At 47.8% G+C, this 22,245-nt stretch carries 17 protein-coding genes; 1 reads left to right on the forward strand and 16 read right to left on the reverse strand.

Annotated elements, in window-relative coordinates; translation table 11 throughout:
• Window positions 1–16: 16 nt before the first annotated feature.
• The 16 genes from BWI93_RS21660 to ilvD all read right to left on the reverse strand — a co-directional run bounded on the left by BWI93_RS21660 (window position 17) and on the right by ilvD (window position 20,415).
• Window positions 17–3,544: a TonB-dependent receptor gene (locus tag BWI93_RS21660; RefSeq protein WP_369679200.1), complete on the reverse strand. Its 3,528-nt coding sequence runs from the start codon at window positions 3,542–3,544 to the stop codon at window positions 17–19.
• A gap of 183 nt (window positions 3,545–3,727) precedes the next feature.
• Complete coding sequence (locus BWI93_RS21665) at window positions 3,728–4,792, reverse strand: FecR family protein (RefSeq protein ID WP_176454295.1); 1,065 nt, start codon at window positions 4,790–4,792, stop codon at window positions 3,728–3,730.
• A gap of 164 nt (window positions 4,793–4,956) precedes the next feature.
• The gene (locus BWI93_RS21670) at window positions 4,957–5,577 is read right to left on the reverse strand and encodes an RNA polymerase sigma factor (RefSeq protein ID WP_094815141.1); all 621 of its coding nucleotides are present in this window, start codon (window positions 5,575–5,577) and stop codon (window positions 4,957–4,959) included.
• Between the two features lie 187 nt (window positions 5,578–5,764).
• The gene (locus tag BWI93_RS21675) at window positions 5,765–6,904 is read right to left on the reverse strand and encodes a 2-isopropylmalate synthase (protein ID WP_094815142.1); all 1,140 of its coding nucleotides are present in this window, start codon (window positions 6,902–6,904) and stop codon (window positions 5,765–5,767) included.
• 333 nt (window positions 6,905–7,237) lie between these two features.
• A complete protein-coding gene (gene leuB / locus BWI93_RS21680) occupies window positions 7,238–8,311 on the reverse strand; it encodes a 3-isopropylmalate dehydrogenase (RefSeq protein ID WP_094815143.1) in 1,074 nt (357 codons plus the stop codon).
• A gap of 63 nt (window positions 8,312–8,374) precedes the next feature.
• Complete coding sequence (locus tag BWI93_RS21685; RefSeq protein ID WP_094815144.1) at window positions 8,375–8,761, reverse strand: GxxExxY protein; 387 nt, start codon at window positions 8,759–8,761, stop codon at window positions 8,375–8,377.
• A gap of 19 nt (window positions 8,762–8,780) precedes the next feature.
• Window positions 8,781–9,374 (reverse strand): 3-isopropylmalate dehydratase small subunit, encoded by a 594-nt coding sequence (gene leuD, locus BWI93_RS21690; RefSeq protein ID WP_094815145.1) that lies wholly within the window; start codon window positions 9,372–9,374, stop codon window positions 8,781–8,783.
• Between the two features lie 28 nt (window positions 9,375–9,402).
• On the reverse strand, window positions 9,403–10,809 hold the full coding sequence (leuC, locus tag BWI93_RS21695) for a 3-isopropylmalate dehydratase large subunit (RefSeq protein WP_094815146.1): 1,407 nt from the start codon (window positions 10,807–10,809) through the stop codon (window positions 9,403–9,405).
• A 70-nt stretch (window positions 10,810–10,879) separates the two neighbouring features.
• Window positions 10,880–11,749, reverse strand: coding sequence for an AraC family transcriptional regulator (locus BWI93_RS21700; RefSeq protein ID WP_094815148.1), 870 nt, complete (start codon window positions 11,747–11,749; stop codon window positions 10,880–10,882).
• A gap of 120 nt (window positions 11,750–11,869) precedes the next feature.
• Window positions 11,870–12,091: a hypothetical protein gene (locus BWI93_RS21705; RefSeq protein WP_094815151.1), complete on the reverse strand. Its 222-nt coding sequence runs from the start codon at window positions 12,089–12,091 to the stop codon at window positions 11,870–11,872.
• Between the two features lie 55 nt (window positions 12,092–12,146).
• Window positions 12,147–13,289 (reverse strand): hypothetical protein, encoded by a 1,143-nt coding sequence (locus BWI93_RS21710; protein ID WP_094815153.1) that lies wholly within the window; start codon window positions 13,287–13,289, stop codon window positions 12,147–12,149.
• Between the two features lie 72 nt (window positions 13,290–13,361).
• Window positions 13,362–14,630 (reverse strand): threonine ammonia-lyase IlvA, encoded by a 1,269-nt coding sequence (gene ilvA, locus BWI93_RS21715; RefSeq protein ID WP_094815155.1) that lies wholly within the window; start codon window positions 14,628–14,630, stop codon window positions 13,362–13,364.
• 384 nt (window positions 14,631–15,014) lie between these two features.
• The gene (gene ilvC, locus BWI93_RS21720; protein ID WP_094815157.1) at window positions 15,015–16,061 is read right to left on the reverse strand and encodes a ketol-acid reductoisomerase; all 1,047 of its coding nucleotides are present in this window, start codon (window positions 16,059–16,061) and stop codon (window positions 15,015–15,017) included.
• A 224-nt stretch (window positions 16,062–16,285) separates the two neighbouring features.
• Window positions 16,286–16,819, reverse strand: a complete 534-nt coding sequence (ilvN, locus tag BWI93_RS21725) for an acetolactate synthase small subunit (protein ID WP_094815159.1) — start codon at window positions 16,817–16,819, stop codon at window positions 16,286–16,288.
• A gap of 85 nt (window positions 16,820–16,904) precedes the next feature.
• Window positions 16,905–18,647 carry a biosynthetic-type acetolactate synthase large subunit gene (gene ilvB / locus BWI93_RS21730; protein WP_094815161.1) on the reverse strand — a complete coding sequence of 581 codons (1,743 nt, stop codon included), beginning with the start codon at window positions 18,645–18,647 and terminating at the stop codon, window positions 16,905–16,907.
• A gap of 76 nt (window positions 18,648–18,723) precedes the next feature.
• Complete coding sequence (ilvD, locus tag BWI93_RS21735; RefSeq protein ID WP_094815163.1) at window positions 18,724–20,415, reverse strand: dihydroxy-acid dehydratase; 1,692 nt, start codon at window positions 20,413–20,415, stop codon at window positions 18,724–18,726.
• 498 nt (window positions 20,416–20,913) lie between these two features.
• Between ilvD and BWI93_RS21745 the strand changes: the two genes are divergently transcribed.
• Window positions 20,914–22,245, forward strand: a complete 1,332-nt coding sequence (locus tag BWI93_RS21745; RefSeq protein ID WP_094815167.1) for an esterase-like activity of phytase family protein — start codon at window positions 20,914–20,916, stop codon at window positions 22,243–22,245.

Here is a 22,245-nt window from a genome sequence, read left to right on the forward strand (position 1 = left end):
CAGTACCCTAGCTTACTTAGAATGTGATGGATAAGCCCGTATTGATGATACGAGCCGGTGGGTAGTACTGACCCGTCGTATTCTCCGCTTCTGGATCATATACTTTCAGCTTGTCGACCGTAAAGAGGTTCAGTCCGTTTACGTAGAAGCGTACAGCATTCATTCCAATCTGCTTGCTGATCGTTGAAGGCAGGGTATATCCTAACTCCAGGTTTTTCAGACGGATGTAATCGGAGCTACGCAGCCAGTACGTATTGTCATACGAGTAATACTGGTTGCTACGATCGGCAATCCGGGGGTGTTTGTCACTCGGATTATCTACCGTCCAACGGTGTTGGTATACGTCCAGCAGGTAGTTACCGATACTTCCGGATTCACCCGTACTTACGTAGAGCTGAGCACCCGTAGCATACTGGAATAATACCGTCAGATCAAAGTTTTTGTAGCTAAATGATCCGTTTAAGCCTCCTTGCAACGTAGGAATGGTGTTCTTATTACCCCGTACGCGGTCATCCGGATTAATTTTTCCATTACCGTCGAAGTCTTTGTACTTCATGTCTCCGGGACGTACCGTATTCGTAATAGCCGAGTAATCTACTTTAGCCAGCGTAGCGTCGATATCCGCCTGATCTTTGAATACGCCATCGTATTCGTAGAAGAGGAAGGCATTCAACGGTTTGCCCGTCGTACGCTGCCAGGCAGGAGCTCCCGGAGCTTCATCCCAGAAGAGGACTTTGTTTTTCGCATAACCTCCATTGAAGCTGATGTTATAGCGGAAGTCACCTTTCTGTCCGACGTGTCCCACCTTGAATTCGAAACCGGTGTTCTGCATTTTACCGATGTTTTCGGCAGGCAGGTTCATACCGGTCGTTTGGGGAACCGAAGCGTTTTTCCGCCACAGGATACTTGTCCGTTTGTTATAGAAGTACTCGAACTCAAAGTTGATTTTTCCGTTGAATAACTGACCTTCCAGACCGATGTTTGAGTTATTGGCAACCTCCCAGGTAATGTTCGGGTTCGGAACGCGGGACTCATACAGCGTTTTCTGTAACTGGTTGTTCACTACGTACGTACCAAAACCTGCCGTTGAGAAATACTGATACTCCTGAAGAGAACCATTGTAGTAGATCTGATCGTTACCCATCTGACCATAAGAAGCTCGCAGCTTCAGGTAATTCACGAAGTTGACGTTGTTCTTGAAGAAGTTTTCTTCTGAAATCTGCCAGCCTGCCATGATACCCGGGAAGAATCCGTAACGGGTTTGTTCGGGGAACATGTACGAACCATCATACCGCCATAGGAACTCGGCCAGATACTTCTCTTTATAGTTGTAGGCAACCCGTCCGAAGTAGTTCAAACGAGCCCGTTCCCAGGCACCCCCGTTGTTGGTACGCTCCAGATCACCGCCAGCAAAAAGCTGATCAATCGCCGTAGAGATGAAGTAACGACGGTATGCACTGAAGTTGTCGTTGCGGATGGTTTCCTTGTTCACCCCGGCCAGTACGGTCACGGCATGATCCCCAAATTTGCGTTCGTAGGTTCCGATTCCGCCTAACAGAATGTTCAGCTGATCTTCATTGCCCTGCGACAGACGAGGTTCGGCAGGACCGCGTTTTCCACGTACTAAGACTGGCGTTACTCCATCGCTTTCGAAGGCTCCCTGATGCGTGTACAGATACCAGGGCGTTTCCCAGCGTTTGGTTTGACGGATATACTTGTCAATGGCAGCCGTTCCCGTAAATTTCAGGCCTTCTACACCAGGGATTTTAATATCGATCGAACCATTGGTTTGCCAGTAGTAACGCGTATCCCGGTCATAACCCGTCTGATTCGTAGTGATTACCACGGGGTTTTCACCATTCTCAATATCTGGACCAGGCATGCCATTCGGCCAGAAAGCCGGTTGCGTAGGCAGACCCCGCATCAGCATCCGGAAAACGGTACCGGCTGATTTGGTTGGGAAACGACGGCTTTCCTGACGAGCAATGCTACCCAGGTTGACGTGTACGTACTTGTTAATGTTGGCATCCAGATTCAGACGCAGATCGTACTGCTTGTAACCCGTCGCTGAATTTTTGTAGTACGCATCCTGGTTTTGATACCCGATCGAAGTCAGATACTTCACGTTTTCGGTTCCTCCGCTCAACTGAACATTGTGGCGAGATTGTGGAGACCAGGTCTTCAATGCATCTCCGAACCAATCCGTGTTGGGGTGAAACCAGGGATCCGAACCATCGGCAAATTTCTGGAAATCTTCCGGCTTATAAGGAGCTGCTTTTACAGATCCATCCGGACGGGTATAACTTCCCGTCGAACGGAAGGCATCCGTAGCGTTACGCCATTCGTTGGCGGGCAAGTTGAACACTTCCAGTTCATTCCGCATCTCAGCAAATTGCGAAGCATTCGCCAGTTTAGGAATAACGGTTGGCTGAGAGAAACCCTGGTTAAACGAATACGATAGCTCAGGCTTACCTGATTTACCGCGTTTGGTCGTAATCAGGATAACCCCGTTCGCAGCCCGGGCTCCGTAAATCGCAGCCGAAGCATCTTTCAAAACGGAAATCGTTTCGATATCGGCTGGGTTGATCCGGTCAAAACCGCCCGCCCGTGCCGGAATTCCATCGACTACAATCAGAGCGTCGCTATTTCCCAGCGTGTTCGTACCCCGAATCCGGATTCCAGCTCCATCGTAGCCAGGCTCGCCGCTTCGTTGTACAGCAATTACACCAGGCATCCGACCTGCAATGGAGTTAGTCAGGTTGACCGCAGGTGATTTCACCAGATCCGTACCTTTAACAGTCGTTACTGCACCCGTTACCGTCTCCTTTTTCTGCTCGCCGTATCCAACGACAACGACTTCTGAAAGTGCCTGCGTATCGCTTTGTAAGCGTACGTCAATCGTCGTTTTATCGCCTACTGGAATTTCCTGCTTGATAAAGCCTACGTAACTGAAAATCAGTACCGATTCCGAGTTTGGTACCGTCAGCTGATACGATCCGTCCGCTTTACTGGTCGTTCCAATCGTAGTCCCCTTTACCTGGACGCTTACGCCTACCAGCGGCAATCCGTCGTCACCCAGAATAACCCCTTTCACGGTAACATCTACCGGAGCAACGGGCATTTCTGTTTCTTCCGCTTTGTTCTCAGCAGGCGTTGATGCACTGGCTACGAGTCCTAAAGCGGGTTTGCGTTTCAGGATGATTTGTTCACCCATCACCTGATAGGTCAGTGCCAGCGGATTCAGTAACTCCTGCAAGGCTGAGCCAATCGTCTGGTTATGCAGGGTGAGGTTTACTTTACGGTCTGCCTCAACTAATTCCGGGCTGTACAGAAAGTGAACTTTTGCAATTTTGGCCAGTCTGGAAAGTACGCTTTCCAGATCCTGATTTTTAACAGCGATAGTGACCCGTTGGTTAAGGATTTCCTGCCCCGAGCTCTCGTGAGCATGACTTGCACCTACAAACACTACTGCCATGAAAAACTGTACAAGACTGACTTTCATAAGGTCGTACAGCAGTTTGTTTGAGTGGAAAAATTTTTGCATAAATTTGAAAGGTTTAATAACCATTAGACAAAGAATCCCCTGTTCATCCTTTTTGGGAGGATGACTGTTTTGCAAGACTGAAGGGGAGGGTACGGGCCTCCGATGCGGGAACATCGGGGGCTTTTTTCATAAAGGAGTTAGTGTGCTACATAGGCTTTGTTCGGATCAAGGGATAACGTAGAATTAATGGCAACCTTTACTATGAATTGTTACTTCTCCATTCTGGTACTCGTAGGTAGATTCTATCCCGGCACAGATCAGCGTTAGTTTCTCCAGCACCGGCTTATCTCCCAGCTCCGCTGATAAGGTACAATGCCTCATCAATTCAGAATCATACTTGATTTTTACTCCGTAATTTTTTTCCAGTATCTGAAATACTTTGCTAATAGGCGTACGAACGAAGGTAAAGGGCTCTTTTTCTAGTACGGTCAGTTCCGGCAATGGACTTCCACTAACCGACAGCTTTTGGTTCTGACGTTCAAACGTGGCTTGCTGATTGGGTCGCACAAGTTGAGCACTTACTTCCTGCTGAGCTTTCTTGAATACGGCAACTGTCCCCGTTTTTACGGTCACTTTTACCTGATCAGCGGCTTCGAAGGCCCGTATGGTAAAGCTTGTTCCAGTAACCCGGGTAATTACTTCATTCGCTTCTACGAAGAAGGGTTGTTTGGGATTCTTCCTGATCTCGAAGAAAGCCTCTCCCATTAATACTACTTCCCGTTTATCAGCCTCGAACTTTCTGGGAAAAGCAATTTGGCTTTGGGCTTGTAACACGACTGAACTTCCATCGGGCAATAAAACCAAACGACTTTGCTGACTTTCATTGATAACCTCATCCCAGTGTTTGGAATCTTTTATTAAGGATTTACTCTGGCTCACCGGAAGCTGATGCAGGGTAGCCTGGTTTTTCCAGATCAACCACCCTCCGAGTCCGGCAGCCAACACTAGCACGGCAGCCATGCTCCCACCCCACCGCCAAAAGCTACGCTTTATTGGTAAGGGTTTCGTATGCTCAAGAATACGCCGCGAGCGTTCGCGTATATATTCTTCTGACAAAATCACTTCTGGCTCAACCAGTGTCAATAACAATTCTTTAGCTTCCAGGATGGCTTCTTCCGCCTGCGGGTATTCACGTAAGAATTGGTTCCAGTAATCGGTTTCTGCCGGGGAAGATTTACCATACACCCACGCTCGAAATGAGGGGTTTTCTAAGAAATCTTCCGCCTTGAAATGATTATAGCTATCCATGGAATAATTAAAGTAGGAGAAGGCCTCCATCCTGATTAGGAAAAACGAATAGCGTTATACCCTCTCAGAATAGGAATTTTTTAATTTTTTTTATTGGAGAATGCATGTCCAGTCCTCTCCTTCTTTTTTTATGAAGGATGGTACGGCCGGGTAGATAGGAGTACTTACAATAAAAAGGCAGTGAAAATGCTGGTAATGAGGGAAGTGACGAAGGATCTTTTCCAGTGATGCCGTAAAAAAGTCATGGCTTTCTGTAAATGGTTGGATACGGACTGGCGGTTGATGCCCATGATGTCAGCAATCTCCTGAATCTCACAATCCTGGTAGTATTTTAAAAACAGGGCCTCGCGTTGGCGTTCGGGTAATTGAGCCATCAATCCCGAAATCTGCTGCTTTACTTCCGTATCAGAGTCTAAGTGCAGAAGCATGTCCTGCACGCAGGGCACATAGAGCTCGCTTCCTTCGTCATCCGTTTCGGGCAATTCCGTAAAACGGTGTTGCTGCTTGAGTTCGAAAAGTATGCGGTTACGGAATGCTTTAAATAAATAATTACGAACGTTCGCAGGGGTGTCGCTTAAGTACTGTTTATGCTCCCAGAGGTAGATGAACAGGTCCTGAATTACATCTTCAATGAAAGGCTGGTCCCGGCAAAAGCGGGTTCCGTACTGAACAAGCGAGCGATAGTTAGAAACAATAAGTTCTTGAAAAGCTAAGGGATCACCTGTAATAAATTTTCTCCACAAGTATAATTCTTCTACCGGAGAGTTTGTAGCTATACGTTTCATACATAGAATTCAGAAGTAATTAAAGTCAAATATATGCTTTTGCCACTATAGTATAATTTTATATTCAGATAATCTTATTGAAATTTTTTAATAACTCTACCCAAGGATAATTTAGGCTCGTTAAAAGTTAAAAAAGGCCTATACTGGAGAGTATAGGCCTTTTATCAGAGATACTTTAATCAGTAGATTATCCTACCAGTTCCATTAAATCCTGATCGTGGATCATTTTACGTTCATCTGCCATTAACAAAAAGCGTTCGTAAAGTTTATCCAAATCCAGTTTTTCAAATTTAAAGCCAAGCAATTGCAGACGGTGACGCAGGGCAGCCCGGCCGCTACGAGCCGTCAGAATGATTTCCGAGCTAGGTACACCTACGTCTTCGGGATTGATAATTTCGTAATTCGACGAATTCTTTAAATGTCCATCCTGGTGAATACCTGACGAGTGAGCAAACGCGTTGCGTCCCACAATCGCTTTGTTTGCCTGAACGGGCATCCGCATCATTCCAGATACAAGTTTCGACAAAGGATACAGATGCGAAGAATCAATTCCCGTTTCAAAGCCCAGGTCTTTATGTACTTTCAAGGCCATGGCGATTTCTTCGAGCGACGTATTACCCGCCCGTTCGCCAATGCCATTGATGGTTACCTCTACCTGCCGAGCACCCGCCCGGATTCCGGCCAGCGTGTTCGCCGTTGCCAGTCCCAGATCGTTGTGGCAGTGCATAGAAATCGTGGCTTTGTGAATGTTAGACACATTCTCAAAAAGGTAGGAAATGCGGTTGTACATCTGTTCGGGCAACAGATAACCGGTCGTATCAGGCAAGTTTACAACCGTAGCTCCCGCCGCAATCACGCCTTCGGTCAGGCGAGCCAGGAATTCCAGATCGGCCCGTCCTGCATCTTCGGCGTAAAATTCCACGTCTTCCACGAACTTCTTCGCGTATTTAACTGCGTGCACACCGCGTTCGAGAATCTGATCACGGGTAGAGTTAAACTTATGAAGAATGTGTACATCCGATGAACCAATGCCGGTGTGAATCCGGGGACGTTTGGCGTACCGGAGAGCTTCAGCCGCTACTTCAATATCTTTCTCTACAGCCCGGGTAAGTCCACAAACCGTAGGCTCGGTTACAGCCTTACAGATTTCCTCCACTGACCGAAAGTCCCCAGGGCTGGAAATGGGAAAACCAGCCTCAATAACATCCACTCCGAGCAGCTCAAGTTCCTTGGCAATTACTACTTTTTCTTCCGTAGTTAATTGGCATCCGGGCACTTGCTCGCCGTCACGCAGCGTGGTGTCGAAGATTTGAATTCTTTGGCTCATAAGTAAACAGTGTGATCGTGAATGAACTCCTTGGTTAGGCATTCTTTACTAAGTAGTGGGGACTCCTTAGCAAAGTCTGATTGGAAATCGCAAACAAAAAAACCCTTTCTCAAGCACTTGAGAAAGGGTTCAGTATGGTTACAACCAACTCCCGTTCTCAAAGCGTACGGCCGAGAATAAGAAGAGAAAGGTTGAGTGTCTTGGCAAACATAACACAGGCGGTTTCCATTGTGAGGACAAAAATAGCCGGAATTTTGATTCAGGCAAATAATTTGGTGTTTGATACCCGTGCTTTTTAAGCCTTTTCGCTTCCGTAATCGGTGATTGCCCGGTTTAGATTCGCTTGAGCAGTTCGGCTCCCATAGCTTCCGTACCCAGGATTTTGGCCCGGTCGGTCTGAGCATCAGCGATGTCGCCCGTCCGGAAACCATCTTTGAGTACACCGTCTACGGCAGCAATGATGGCTTCGCTTTCTTCCTTCATCCCAAACGAAATATCCAGCATCAGGGCCGCCGACAGTACTGAAGCCAGCGGGTTGGCCACGCCTTTACCCGTAATATCGTGGGCTGAACCGTGAATGGGCTCGTATAACCCTACGGTATCACCGATGGAGGCCGAAGCCAGCATACCCATGGAACCCGCAATCTGACTGGCTTCATCCGTGAGAATATCGCCGAACAAATTAGCCGTTAGTACCACGTCGAACCGGCGGGGATCTTTGATGAGCAACATCGCCGCCGAATCGACGAATTGATGCTCTACCGTTACGTCGGGATATTCTTTGGCAATTTCCTGAACCACTTCCCGCCAGAGGCGGCTGGTTTCCAGTACGTTGGCTTTATCTACCGAGCAAAGTTTTTTATTGCGGGTACGAGCTGCTTCGAAAGCCTTCCGGGCAATGCGTTCGACTTCGTACTTACTGTATTTGGCAATATCGTACGCCGTATCGCCTTCATCCTGACGACCTTTTTCACCGAAGTAAATGTCCCCCGTCAGTTCCCGGAAAAACAGGATGTCCGCTCCGCGAAGAATCTCGGCTTTGATGCTGGACGCTTCCAGTAATTCGTCGAATAATTTGATGGGTCGCAGGTTCGCGTACAGGCCTAAGGCTTTGCGAATACCCAGCAATCCCTGCTCAGGGCGTACCTTAGCAGAAGGATCGTTATCGTATTTGGGGTGTCCCACGGCTCCAAAAAGGATGGCATCGGAAGCTTTGGATTTTTCGATGGTTTCCTCGGGCAGCGGCTGTCCGGTTGCTTCGATAGCGGCGTGACCGATGAGGGCGTAATCGAAGGTAAAGGCATGACCAAATTTCTGGCCAATGGCTTCGACGACTTGTTTCGATACTTCGGTCACTTCCTGACCAATCCCATCACCGGGAATTACGAGAATATGTTTACTTGCCATGTAAAGGTTTGATTCACCACAGAGTACCTCAGAGTTTTACACAGAGTTACGCTGAGTAATTGCTTAAAGTACAACTCGCCGGATTCCATTTTTTAGGCTCGCTACGTTAAAATTCAGTAACAGACCCAGTTTGTAATTACCCAGTCGCATGTAGGTTAAAATCTGAGCGAGGTGCACTTCCGTTAAAGCTTCAACTGATTTTAATTCCAGAACAATTTGCTGATTAACCAAAAGATCAATTCGATAACCAACTTCAAGCCTGATCTCTTTGTACACCAAAGGCATTGCTTTCTCCTTTTCCACAAAAAGCCCACTTTTTGTAAGAGCGTAAGCCAAACATTCTTTGTAGGCACTCTCGAGTAAGCCAGGGCCTAAAGCCGTATGAACTTGGTAGGCACAGGCCAGAATCTGGCGTGAAATCACATTTAACTCCGTGAGACTCTGTGCCATACTTTGTGTTACTCAGTGGTTAAACTTGACTTGCCTGGAACGCCTCAATCTCCGGCCGCAACGAGATCAGGTAATCGATATCATCGTAGCCATTCATCAGGCAGTTCTTCTTGTACGGGTTGATATCGAATGCAGTAGCCGTACCGTCAGGTAAGGTCACCTGCTGGTTTTCCAGATCGACCGTGATCTGAGCGTACGGGTCGGCTTCAATCACAGCAAAGGTTTTAGCCAGAAATTCATCCGAAACCTGCACTGGTAGTACAAAGTTATTCAGCGAGTTATTCCGGAAAATATCCGCAAAGAAGCTGGAAATGACTACGCTAAAGCCGTAATCATGAATAGCCCAGGCGGCGTGCTCCCGGCTGGAACCCATGCCAAAATTCTTACCCGCCACCAAAATTCGGGCGGCCTTGTAAGTCGGATCGTTTAATACGAAATCCGTTTTCGGCGTATCATCTGCGTTGTATCGCCAGTCCCGGAAAAGATTATCGCCAAAACCTTCGCGAGTGGTAGCTTTTAAAAAACGAGCCGGAATAATCTGGTCCGTATCAATATTTTCAATCGGCAGCGGAGCCGCCTGTGAAGTCAATGTGGTTATTGTCTCTTTTGCCATGTCAGCAGAATTATGAATGGAAGCTTACTTACACCAGTTCCCGAACGTCGCCTACCTTACCCGTCACCGCTGCTACGGCAGCCGTCAGTGGAGAGACCAGTAACGTGCGGGCTCCCGGTCCCTGGCGACCTTCGAAGTTTCGGTTGGAGGTACTCACGGCGTATTTACCGGCGGGTACTTTGTCTTCGTTCATGCCTAAGCAAGCCGAACATCCGGGACCGCGTAATTCAAAACCAGCTCCTTCAAATACTTTGTCGAGACCTTCGGCCCGAGCCTGCTCCGCCACCTGATTCGAACCCGGAACAATCCAGACTTCTATACCACTGGCTTTTTGCTTTCCTTTGACAAATTCCGCAACCTCGCGAAGGTCTTCAATACGGGCATTGGTACAGGAGCCGATGAATACATAATCAATGGCTTTCCCTAACAGGCTTTCGCCCGGTTTTAAGCCCATGTAATTCAGCGACTTTTCAAACGAAGGCTGTTCCGTCGTTGGAATTTCCTCCAGCGTCGGTACGTGATCCGTTACGCCGATCCCCATACCCGGGTTCGTTCCGTACGTAATCATGGGCTTGATGTCCGCCGCGTCGAAAGTCAGTACTTTATCGAACTGGGCTCCTTCGTCGGTTTTCAGTTCCTTCCACGCTTCTACTTTGCGGTCAAACTCTTCACCCTGGGGAGCAAAGCGACGGCCTTTCAAATAGGCAAAGGTTACTTCATCGGGGGCAATCATACCGCCACGAGCACCCATTTCGATACTCATGTTACAGACCGTCATCCGGCCTTCCATCGTCAGGTTCCGAATGGCTTCTCCAGCGTATTCCACGAAATAGCCCGTAGCTCCGGCAGCTGAGATTTTAGCGATGATATACAGGATCAAGTCTTTCGCCGTTACGCCTTTTTCGAGCGTACCGTTGACTTCGATCAGCATCTTTTTAGGCTTCGACTGAATGATACACTGCGTCGTCAGTACCTGCTCTACTTCCGAAGTACCAATCCCGAACGCTACGTTTCCAAACGCTCCGTGCGTAGAGGTATGCGAATCACCGCACACAATCGTCATGCCGGGTTGCGTAATGCCCAGTTCGGGTCCGATGACGTGTACGATGCCTTGGAACGGGTGTAACAAGTCGTAGAGTTCAATACCGAATTCCTTACAGTTTTCGCGAAGTTTCTCTACCTGATGGCGAGACAAGGCTTCACGGATGGGCAGGTGCTGATCTTTCGTAGGAACGTTGTGATCGGCGGTTGCCGTCGTGCGATTCACATTGAAGACTTTCGCTCCACGCTTGCGAAGACCATCGAAAGCCTGAGGACTTGTCACTTCGTGAATGAAGTGACGATCAATAAACACGACGTCGGGATAACCTTCCTGGCGTTTCACGACGTGGTTGTCCCAGATTTTATCGAATAATGTTTGAGGGGTATTGCTCATTGTTGGATTAGGCTAACTAATACGCTACAAAATTGGGAGATTTATTGAGCAAGTGGGTATCGGCAAACGTTCAAACGATAGCGTTTTTGGTTCGATGATACAAATTGGGCGTTGAACCGTATTGCTCTTTGAAAGCCTTAATGAAGTGGGATACGCTCTCGTATCCAATCTCAAAACTGATTTCCGAAACGTTTTTGCTGGTATTCTCCAGTAAGAATACGGCGTGTTCAAGTCGTTTCTTCCGAATCCAGGCGGCGGGGCTGGTACCAAACTGTTTCTCGAAATCCCGTTTAAATACGGAAAGACTACGTCCGGACAAACGAGCCAGTTCAGCCACCGACAACGGTTTGAGATAATAGCTTTGTAGTAACCACTCCAGATCCAGCTTTTCGCCAATGTACAAACTGTGCAAAAAGGCTTTTAACTGTCCCGTAACGTCGTTTTCGAAAAGTAAGAGTAAGAGTTCGTGCGATTTGAGCCGCAGGTACTGATTCAGAAAGGGCGTAGGCCGCTGGAAATACGGGAAGATGGAATCGGCAAAAGCATTTAAGCTGGGATTTCCTTCGAACACCAGTAAGGGGTTATCAATTTCCCGTTCCTGAAGCGGACCGGAAACCAGTTCGATATGCTGCTCAACGAAGGATTTTAACAGCTTCTCGTGAAAGAAAAAGACCAGGCTGCGATAGGCCCGGTCGAGTGCTTCCTGCATGAAGTAATAGCCACGACGAATAAACACTACATCGCCCTTGCGTACCCGCGTCTCGCCCTCGGGAGCTAAAAACCGCTTCTCGCCTTCCAGTACAAAAATCACCGCATGTTCTTCGAAGAAAACCTCGTTACGGAGCGGCGGATCCTGGTTACGGTAGGCCACAAAAGTCATGTCCTGAATCTTGAGCGATTCAAATTCATTGACATGCATGAAAGTGGGGACACGAAGCACTGGACGTAAAGTTTGATTGGGTTTGAAAAGATTTGAGGATGTGTAAAGTTCAAAAAAAGCCTAAATGGGCCGATACAGGCCTACTTTCAACTTTTCAAACTTTACACATCCTCAAACCAACTAGGCCGCATTTTTATTTTCAGCGTTGGGAAGAGGCTTCTCAACGACCTGATGTTCTTTTTCGTGGAACGCTTCCCATTCCAGAAGCTGGCGGGTTTGCTGTTCGGGGGAAAGGTTCGAAAACGCAGCTAACTGCCGATGTAAAAACTCTAATTTTTCTTCTTCGGTGGGAAAAGCAGTCAGACGGACCGCCAGTTCCCGTAATTCGGATACAGTATTCATATTAAAAATCGCCTCCTTTCGGGTTCTTCACTACTAGTATACAATTCAAAATCAGTTAAAATAGTTTATTAGGACCATTAAGTTTAATGTAGTAGTTAAGGGAAATTCGGGGAGGAATAAAAAATGGAGCTTCTTCCTGACCCATCTTGAAAAACAAGCGACTAAAATGCGATACTTCCAATTCGAGCCGTTTTTTAAAGCTAACCCCAACACCCGGTGTAAGAATGCCGGTAGTAGCAATTTTATTTGAAAAAATTACTAATCCTACGTTATAAAAAGGTTGAATTTTGCCCCCGCCTAAGTATTGACCAGCCAGTATTTCGATCGTTTTTAAATTACTATCCACGGGCCTAAGTGTTCCGTCTTGCAGTACCATTATTTTTGAAGCTCTATGATAAGCTATCTTCGCGTACATTTGTTGATGATTCCGGGGGAAATTTACGCGTGCCGATACACCTACAGAAGCCTGATTTTTTCCTTGGCTTAAATCACTAATATTCAAACGTTCGAGACCGGCATTGAGGCCCACATAGAACGTGGACTTTTCATCTTTCAACCGAAATTTAACGGGCTCTGCCGTATATTTTCTATCGTGATAAGCCTGTAAGTAGTTGATTAGATAACGGCTCGCATAAATGGGAGAAGTCATTGAAAAATTGGCAACATCAGCCGTCAATTGTTCTAGCTGTTGCTTGTACTCCTGTACCGCTACGCGATAATTTTGTCCTTCCTTTTGCCGGTAAAAACTATAGTTGATCAGTTCATAGAACGAAGGTCCTTCTTCAATAAAAAAACGGATTCTTCCGTCTTTATCACTTCTAGCGTAGTACAAGCTGATTTTCTGGTCACTCCAGAGCTGTTGTAGAAATAACGTTTGCTGAAAGTACGTATCCGGTTTAGTCGCGTAAACATCTTCGCTTACGTACAGAAGATTCAATGTATACGATTTATACAACTGATTTTCCTTCGCTATATAAAATGCCTTATACGAAACCGCACTAATGATTTCTTCTTTCTGCGTTAAATCCCGTTTGATTCGAATTTCGGCGGGGCTATCAGACCAGTCTTGATACTGGATATAACAGGCTAAAGTGTCGCCGGCGGCTTTTACGATATACCCTTCTTGGAAAGCACTTTGGGCGAATACATAGCCAGTATTCAACAATAAAATTACAGTAAGTAGAAATGGACGAAACATATAAGGTTAGGCTAATAGAATGGAAACAAAAATATAGAATTCCCATTCTATTATACCTTCCTTTGAAATAAGTTATACTAAAATCCCAAACAAATCTGGCTTATCATTCAGGTATTCGTACGTAACTTTTGCCTCATTCATGCGGTGAATCAGTGAAGAAAAGTCACTTTTTGATTTCAATTCAATACCGACGATAGCGGGGCCCTGTTCGCGATTGGTTTTCTTGACGTATTCAAAGCGAGTAATGTCATCGTTGGGACCGAGTACATTCAAAAACTCCCGGAAAGCTCCGGCCCGTTGCGGGAACCGGATGATGAAATAATGCTTCAATCCTTCGTACAAAAGCGAGCGTTCTTTAATTTCTTCCATCCGGGTGATGTCGTTGTTACCGCCACTGACCAGACAGACCACGTTCTTACCTTTGATCTCATCTTTCAGAAAATCCAGAGCAGCGATACTCAGTGCTCCGGCGGGCTCGGCTACGATGGCTTCTTCGTTGTACAACTGCATGATCGTGGTACACACTTTGCCTTCCGGAATGGTAATCACATCATCAAGTAGTTCCTGACAGATCTGGAAGGTCATCTCCCCTACCCGTTTGACGGCGGCTCCATCAACGAATTTGTCAATATCATCCAGCGTTACGATCTTCCCGTGGTTGAGTGCCTCCCGCATGGACGCCGCTCCCGCCGGTTCAATACCAATCAGTTTCGTATGCGGAGAAAGGTGTTTGAAGACCGTAGCCACGCCCGAAGCCAGTCCGCCGCCACCGATGGCGAAGAGGACATAATCAATTTTAAAGTCGGCATCTTTGAAGATTTCCAGTCCTACCGTTCCCTGTCCTTCCATAACCCCCAGGTCGTCGAAGGGGTGCACGAACGTTGCTCCCTGCTGCTGTTCGAAGGCCCGGGCCGCTACGTAGGCATCATCAAACGTATCACCCGTGAGTACTACTTCTACTTCGTCCCGCCCAAAGAGTTTTACCTGTTTTACTTTCTGGTTGGGCGTGGTGCTGGGCATGAAAATCGTCCCCTTCACGCCCATTTTGTGACAGGCGTACGCCACGCCCTGAGCGTGATTTCCGGCACTGGCACAGGCTACGCCCTTGGCCAGAGCTTCGGCAGGGAGTTTGGCCATACAGTTATAGGCTCCACGAATTTTGTAGGAACGTACAATCTGCTGGTCTTCCCGTTTGAGGTATACATTCGCTCCGAATTTCGCGGACAGGTTCAAATTCACCGTCAGCGGCGTATGGGTTACTACTTTGCGGAGTCGTTCGGCGGCAAGAAATATGTCGTCAAGCTGGGGGAATAGCGTCGGGGAATCAACGGTTTCTTTCATCTTCTCTTCTATGCGACGTGCTAACGTCTGTGCCGGGGTATTCACAATAGTATGATAATACGTTTTATAACGGGGAGGTTGGATAGGGAAGTATACAGCAACCGCCTTGGCGGTTTTCTGTGGGCTGTTTTTGAAGTAATGCTTGTATTATTAAAAAGGCACTGGTACGAAAAAGGGTGAATGAACGAATGGCATCATTCACTCATTCACCCTTGTAGTTTAGGGTTTTGAGTTTTTCGTTTTGAGTTCAATCCCAGGATTTGATTGCTACCGGTAACCAACTGATTCGTTACCGATGATTGATCTTTTACTCTTTCTTGCCCGCCTGAACGGGAATAAGTGGTTGAACTCTAAACTGAAAACACTAAACGCTAAACTGAAGAATTAGCTACGTTCGGGACGCAGGCTACGTACGGTAGCACCAGCTTTCCACATTTCTGATTCGCGGAGTTCGGCCAGTTCTACTTCCAGTTTTTCGCGGTAATCAGCCTGTGAGTTCCGGGTGATTGAAATCTGAGCCTGCTCACCTGATTTTACCGAGTTATACAGTTTCTCAAATACGGGCTTGGTTGCTTCTTTGAAGGGTTTCCACCAGTCCAGAGCACCACGTTGAGCCGTCGTCGAACAGTTGGCGTACATCCAGTCCATACCGTTTTCAGCCACTAAAGGCATCAGCGATTGGGTCAGCTCTTCTACTGTTTCGTTGAAAGCTTCTGAAGGCGAGTGACCGTTTTCGCGGAGTACTTCGTACTGAGCAGCGAAGATCCCCTGAATAGCACCCATCAGCGTACCACGCTCACCCGTAAGGTCGGACGTTACTTCTTTGTAGAAATCCGTCTCGAACAGGTAACCTGAACCTACGCCGATCCCCATAGCGATACATTTTTCGCGGGCTTTACCGGTAGCATCCTGGTAGATGGCGAAGCTGGAGTTCAGACCTTTTCCTTCTACAAACAAACGACGCAGGGACGTTCCGGAACCTTTGGGGGCTACCAGGAATACGTCTACGTCAGCGGGAGGAACGATACCCGTCTGATCTTTGTACGTTACACCGAAACCGTGTGAGAAATAAAGAGATTTGCCAGGCTTCAGAGCAGCTTTCACCGTAGGCCACAGGGCGATTTGAGCGGCGTCAGAAAGCAGGTAGCAAATGATGGTACCTTTCTCGAGAGCTTCTTCAATTTCGAAGAGGGTTTCACCGGGAACCCATCCATCGGCTACGGCTTTATCCCAAGTCTTGGAATCTTTCCGCTGACCTACGATTACGTTAAAGCCGTTATCTTTCATATTCAGTCCCTGACCAGGTCCTTGTACACCATAGCCAATGACCGCAATTACTTCTTCGTTCAGTACTTCACGGGCTTTTTCGAGGGGGAATTCTTCCCGGGTTACTACTTCTTCTTCGAGTCCGCCGAAGTTCAACTTTGCCATTTTGATTGAATTTTGAGGATAATAAAATTGTAAAAACTCTGTTTAGTTGTCAGTTTCCCGTTTGCTGTTTTCAGTAATATGCCCGAAGAAACCAGTGTCCATGATTAATGCTAGCAGTCTTCTGCTCAGAATCATTTCCTATTTAAAACGGGCCTCAAAACTATTTGCACTCGTTGAGAATATAATATGATAACTGACCACAGAAAACTGACAACTGTAAACTCCTAGGCGATTTCCCAGACTCCTTCCGAAGGCAAGTATTCGACCAGGCCTTTTTCTTCCTTGGATACGCTGATTCGGCCAGAACGGACGAACTCCAGAATACCCTGGGGTTTGATATAATGGTAGAACTCCATGATTTCGGCTTCCGTACCCGATTTTTCGATGACGACCGAATCCGTTCCCCATTGCACTACCCAGGCGTTGAAGTCCTTATTCACCCGCTCAATGTCGAGTTGGGGACCACCCAGGGGCGTTGAGATTTTGAACAGGGCTGTCTCCTGAAAGACGATGTCTTCGTCCAGATACCCGTACACCGCCAGTACATCGACCAATTTCCGAATCTGGCGTACCAGTTTTTCAACGGATTCGCGACTTTCAGATTTCAGTACAATGGTAAAGCGGGATACGCCTTTACGCTCGGTCTCACAAACCGTCAGCGATTCGATATTCAACCGACGACGCGTGAAGACAATCGTAATACGGTTTAGCAAACCTACCGTATTGGTTGTAAATATGGATATGGTGTAATTAGTCATCGTAGTATTGGGTTGATAGTTGTTGGTTAATCGTTATCAGTTCTTTACCATCAACTAATAATTGATCACCAACAACAACGAAGTCCTACTCTAAGCGGATTTTATCAACGGCCTGCCCGGCGGGAACCATCGGGAATACATTTTCCTCCTTCTCGCAAATCACCTCCAGCAAGTAAGGGCCATCGTGATTCAGCATCGTATCCAACGATTCGCTCAGGGCTGACCGGTCGCGGCAGGTATGGCCTTCAATATGGAAACCTTTGGCGATGGTTACGAAATCCGGGTTTTTGATGTCTACGAAGCTGTAGCGATTGTCAAAGAACAACTGTTGCCACTGGCGTACCATGCCCAGGAAGTTGTTGTTGAGAATGACGATTTTGATGTTCAGATTTTCCTGCCAGATCGTCGCCAGCTCCTGAAGCGTCATCTGAAATCCACCATCACCGATGAAGGCTACAACCGCACGATCGGGTGCTCCGCGTTTGGCTCCAATGGCCGCTGGCAGGGCAAAGCCCATGGTACCTGCACCACCGGAAGTTACCACCGAATTATGCTTTTTGAAGCGGTAGTACCGATTGGCAATCATTTGATGTTGTCCTACGTCGGTCACGACGACGGCTTCACCTTTGGTTTTTTCCGAAATCAGGTGTACGACTTCACCCATTTTGATTTCGTTGCCTTCGTGGAAAAGCGTAGCCCGCGTGATTTTCTCGTCTTCAACGGCATCGTACTTGCGGAATTCATCCCGCCATTCGGGGTGGGTACGTTCTTCTACCAGGGGTAACAGGGCTTTGAGAGCCTCTTTGGCATCCCCTACGACCGGAGCCGTTGCCTTGATGTTTTTATCAATTTCAGCCGGATCAATTTCGATGTGAACGACCTTGGCCTGCGTGGCGTACTTACTCAAATCACCCGTTACGCGGTCGTCGAAACGCATACCGATGGCGATCAACAGGTCACATTGATTGGTCAGGACGTTCGGCCCGTAATTGCCGTGCATACCCAGCCAGCCTACGTAATTGGGATGGTCCGCATCAAGGGCCGACATGCCTAATAACGTTGCGGCTACCGGAATACCCGTCTTTTCGGTAAAGGCTTTTAGTTCCGCTTCAGCCTTGGCGAGCGTAATCCCGTGGCCTGCCAGAATGTACGGTTTCTTAGCCCGGTTGATCAACTCGGCTGCCGCCTTTAACTGATCGTCCTTGGGTACCATCCGGGGTTTATAACTCACCATCGTTTCGCATTTGTGGTACGAAAAGGGTCGGGTCATCAACTCCATTTGGGCCGTCCGGGTAAAGTCCAGCACTACAGGTCCGGGGCGACCCGTTTGGGCGATATAAAAGGCCTTGGCAATCATTTCCGGCACTTCATCGGCACTGGTAATCTGATAATTCCACTTCGTAATGGGCATCGTCATCCCAATTACGTCCGCTTCCTGGAAAGCATCCGTTCCCAGCAGCTTATTGTATACCTGACCAATGATACACACCATCGGCGTTGAATCGAGCAGAGCATCACAGATGGGTGTCATCAGGTTGGTCGCTCCAGGGCCGGAGGTTACCAGACAAACACCCGCCCGATTTTGCATCCGGGCATAGCCCTGTGCGGCGTGACCGGCTCCCTGTTCGTGGCGAACCAAGATATGATGAAGGACGTCCCGGTAATCGTATAGGGCGTCGTAGGTAGGCATGATTGCTCCACCGGGATACCCGAAAATGGTATCCACTCCTTCGGCCAGTAACGCCAGCATCAGGGCATGTGAGCCCGTTACGGTACGTTGAGAGGCTTCTTCCAAAACTTCGGCAACAGTTTGCTTCTGGTGTGCCATAGGATTCTTCCTTTGTGTTAACGATGCCTCGTTAACCAGTTGATTGTTAACTACTCCAAGTTCAGTACTATCTATTTTACAAATCCGTTACGCAGCCCAAGCTAGCCGACGAAACGTTTTTAATATACTTCCGCAGTACACCCTGTTTGAACGGATTTTCCGGAGCAACCCAGGCGGCTTTACGAGCGGCCATTTCTTCATCGGAAATGTGTACCTGCAAAATGTTATTCACGGCATCGATGGTGATTAGATCGCCGTCCTGTACCAGAGCAATCGGGCCTCCGTCAAACGCTTCGGGGGTTACGTGCCCAACGACGAATCCGTGCGTACCACCCGAGAAACGGCCATCCGTAATCATGGCAATTGAGTTCCCCAGACCGGCTCCGATTACCGCCGACGTAGGCTTCAGCATCTCCGGCATACCCGGTCCACCTTTAGGACCTTCGTAACGGATCACGACCACCATTCCGGGTTTCACTTCACCATTGGCTAAAGCGGCCATGAGCGTTTCTTCCTTATCGCACACTTTCGCAACGCCTTCGAACCGTTCGCCTTCTTTACCCGTAATCTTGGCAACGGCACCCGTGGGTGCCAGGTTTCCGTACAGAATCTGCAAGTGACCCGTAGCTTTGATGGGATTTTCAATCGGGAAAATGATTTTCTGCGATTCAAACTCCAGGTCGGGTTCTGTTTCCAGATTTTCGGCGATGGTTTTTCCCGTAATGGTCATACAATCGCCGTGCAGTAATCCAACTTTTAACAGGTATTTCATCACGGCCGGTACGCCGCCAATGGCTAACATATCTTCCATGAAGTACTTTCCGGAAGGCTTCAGATCCGCCAGCAGGGGCGTCCGGTCACTGATTTCCTGAATGTCTTTCAGCGTAAATTCTACACCCGCTGCGTGGCCAATGGCTAAATAGTGCAGGACCGCATTCGTCGATCCCCCCAAGGCCATTACTAGCGTCAAAGCGTTTTCAAGTGATTTACGAGTGATGATATCGCGGGGTTTCAAATCCAGTTCGAGCAGTTTTTTCATGGCTGCTCCTACGGCCAGACATTCCGCCTGTTTGCCTTCGTGCGTAGCGGGGTACGAACTGGAATTCGGTAAGCTCAGGCCCAGGGCTTCAATGCTGGAAGCCATCGTGTTGGCCGTATACATCCCACCGCAGGCTCCGGCTCCGGGAATGGCATTCTGGATGACTCCTTTGTAATCTTCGTCGGCAATGGTACCCGCGAATTTTTTGCCTAAGGCTTCGAAGGCCGAAATGATGTCAAGTTTCTGACCTTTCCACTGACCCGTCCGAATGGTACCACCGTATACCATAATTCCGGGACGATTCAGACGAGCCATAGCCATGATGGCTCCAGGCATATTTTTATCGCAACCGACGACCGTAATCACGCCGTCGTACCATTGGCCGGCCACTACGTCCTCAATCGAATCGGCGATAATGTCACGGCTGGGTAGGGAGTAACTCATTCCGTCATTGCCGTTCGTCATCCCGTCTGATACACCAATCGTATTAAAAATAAGTCCGACCAGACCATTCGCCTGCACGCCTTTTTTCACGTGAACGGCGAGTCCATTCAGGTGCATATTGCAGGTATTTCCTTCGTAACCCGTGCTGGCAATGCCAATCTGGGCTTTCGACATATCTTCTTCGGTGAGGCCCACGCCGTATAACATGGCCTGAGCCGCCGGATTGGTCACTTCTTGAGTAAGCGTACGTGAGTACTTATTCAATGGGGTACTTTCGGTGGTCATAGGAGCTCGTTGTTAAGCGAACGACTCGGAAAAGTGAAGCGAAGAAGGTCCATCAGGGCCAGACTCTTCCGTTTGCATTCTTACAGTATAATGATAAACAAAATTGCACTAATCGAATAAATCTTGCCTTATTCTAAGACACTGATGGTTTGATAACAAAAAGACCTTTCTCGGGATGTGAGAAAGGTCTTTCGTGGTGAATATCAACCTATCTCACACCGATGTTCGGATGAGCACGAGAAGAATAATCACAGAAATATTTAAAATGAATCGAGCCATCAGGAATTGAATTTTGCCGTTTTTACCGGCGGCATATCGCAAAGGTAAAGGCTTCCATTTTTGAATTCCAAAAAAATTTGCCTTTTTTCATACCTGCCGCATTCTATTGCCATATTATTAAAAAGCACTTCATGATTTTGTAAAATTTGCATCACATTGCCATAATAACCAAACGTTAGTTTCGCAGCCAATACTCCTTGCATTTAATCCATTGCTGCGATGTCACGTACCTTTACTTTTTCGCTAAAACCATTTGGCCTCGCTCTGGGTTCATTGGCTCTGCTCAGTTCCTGTACGGATCATGAATTGCCCGGTGGCACTTCGTATCCGTCCCAAGCAACCGTCTCGACTCCGAAGGTCTTGGCTACCTTTACCAACGACTTTACTAAAAATCTACCGATTACGGCTTATAACGGTGGTTTTGGCTCGGCAATGGCCGTTGATCCGAATGATCCAAAGATTTTTTATCTGCTGACCGACCGTGGTCCCAATACCGATGGGGTTGGTTCGGATGCCAAGGTTTTCCCGGTACCAGCCTTCGCTCCGCAAATTGGAAAATTCCGTTTAGAAGGAAGCGAATTGAAACTCATCGAAACGATTGAACTCAAGGATGCTACGGGCAAAAAACTGACGGGTTTACCCAATCCAGCCGGATTGGGCAACGCGGGTGAACTGGCTCAGGATATTAACCTTCAACCCCTATCTCCGGCTATGGATCCCAACGGACTTGATTCAGAAGGTCTCGTCGCTATGGCCGATGGCTCATTCTGGGTGTCGGATGAATACGGTCCGCACATCGTTCACTTCGATCGTACTGGCCGTACCCTGCGTCGCCTGAATCCATTCAATACCGGGGCGGATGCTCTGCCTAAGGTACTCGCCAAACGCTGGCCCAATCGCGGGATGGAAGGGCTGACAATTACCCCCGATGGTAAAACGCTGGTAGGTATCATGCAGAATACGCTTCGTAACCCCAACAAGGCCACGGCTGATAATGCTACGGTACTACGGATTCTGACGTATCAGATTGAAACGGGTGTGACGCAGCAGTTCATTTACCTCATGGATAAGCCCAATCCCTTCCGGGTTAGTGAAATTACGGCCATTACCAACACCACTTTTCTGGTGCTGGAACGGAACGACGACGCCCTGGGCGGTGGCAATACACCTGTAAAAAATATTTTCAAAATTGACATTACCGGAGCTACGGACGTATCCGATTCTGAAAATAAGGCATCTGGAAAATTGTTTGGGGGCAAAACGCTGGAAGAATTGACTCTGGCCGAATGGTCGAACTACGGCATTAAATCCGTGAAGAAGGAATTTGTCGTAGATGTTATACAGGCCATTCCGAATTATCCCCACGATAAAGTAGAAGGTCTGGTGGTATTAAGTCCCACGCTGATTGCCGTTGCCAATGACGACGACTTTGGTTTAGCGACCGAAGGCTCCTCAGCTAATCGGAAGATGATCCAGAAAATTCTCCCTTCTGTGAATAAAGTTGATTTTAATGCCGTCTATTTCATTTCTTTGCCGAAAGCTTTAAAGTAG

It is taken from the genome of Siphonobacter sp. BAB-5385, from assembly GCF_002261125.1.
GTDB lineage: Bacteria > Bacteroidota > Bacteroidia > Cytophagales > Spirosomataceae > Siphonobacter.

Excerpts from the sequence above, each read along its gene's own strand:
- BWI93_RS21660 (WP_369679200.1), bottom strand. The coding sequence starts at position 3,544 with ATGCAAAAATTTTTCCACTCAAACAAACTGCTGTACGACCTTATGAAA.
- BWI93_RS21665 (WP_176454295.1), bottom strand. The coding sequence starts at position 4,792 with ATGGATAGCTATAATCATTTCAAGGCGGAAGATTTCTTAGAAAACCCC.
- BWI93_RS21670 (WP_094815141.1), bottom strand. The coding sequence starts at position 5,577 with ATGAAACGTATAGCTACAAACTCTCCGGTAGAAGAATTATACTTGTGG.
- BWI93_RS21675 (WP_094815142.1), bottom strand. The coding sequence starts at position 6,904 with ATGAGCCAAAGAATTCAAATCTTCGACACCACGCTGCGTGACGGCGAG.
- leuB (WP_094815143.1), bottom strand. The coding sequence starts at position 8,311 with ATGGCAAGTAAACATATTCTCGTAATTCCCGGTGATGGGATTGGTCAG.
- BWI93_RS21685 (WP_094815144.1), bottom strand. The coding sequence starts at position 8,761 with ATGGCACAGAGTCTCACGGAGTTAAATGTGATTTCACGCCAGATTCTG.
- leuD (WP_094815145.1), bottom strand. The coding sequence starts at position 9,374 with ATGGCAAAAGAGACAATAACCACATTGACTTCACAGGCGGCTCCGCTG.
- leuC (WP_094815146.1), bottom strand. The coding sequence starts at position 10,809 with ATGAGCAATACCCCTCAAACATTATTCGATAAAATCTGGGACAACCAC.
- BWI93_RS21705 (WP_094815151.1), bottom strand. The coding sequence starts at position 12,091 with ATGAATACTGTATCCGAATTACGGGAACTGGCGGTCCGTCTGACTGCT.
- BWI93_RS21710 (WP_094815153.1), bottom strand. The coding sequence starts at position 13,289 with ATGTTTCGTCCATTTCTACTTACTGTAATTTTATTGTTGAATACTGGC.
- ilvA (WP_094815155.1), bottom strand. The coding sequence starts at position 14,630 with ATGAAAGAAACCGTTGATTCCCCGACGCTATTCCCCCAGCTTGACGAC.
- ilvC (WP_094815157.1), bottom strand. The coding sequence starts at position 16,061 with ATGGCAAAGTTGAACTTCGGCGGACTCGAAGAAGAAGTAGTAACCCGG.
- ilvN (WP_094815159.1), bottom strand. The coding sequence starts at position 16,819 with ATGACTAATTACACCATATCCATATTTACAACCAATACGGTAGGTTTG.
- ilvB (WP_094815161.1), bottom strand. The coding sequence starts at position 18,647 with ATGGCACACCAGAAGCAAACTGTTGCCGAAGTTTTGGAAGAAGCCTCT.
- ilvD (WP_094815163.1), bottom strand. The coding sequence starts at position 20,415 with ATGACCACCGAAAGTACCCCATTGAATAAGTACTCACGTACGCTTACT.
- BWI93_RS21745 (WP_094815167.1), top strand. The coding sequence starts at position 20,914 with ATGTCACGTACCTTTACTTTTTCGCTAAAACCATTTGGCCTCGCTCTG.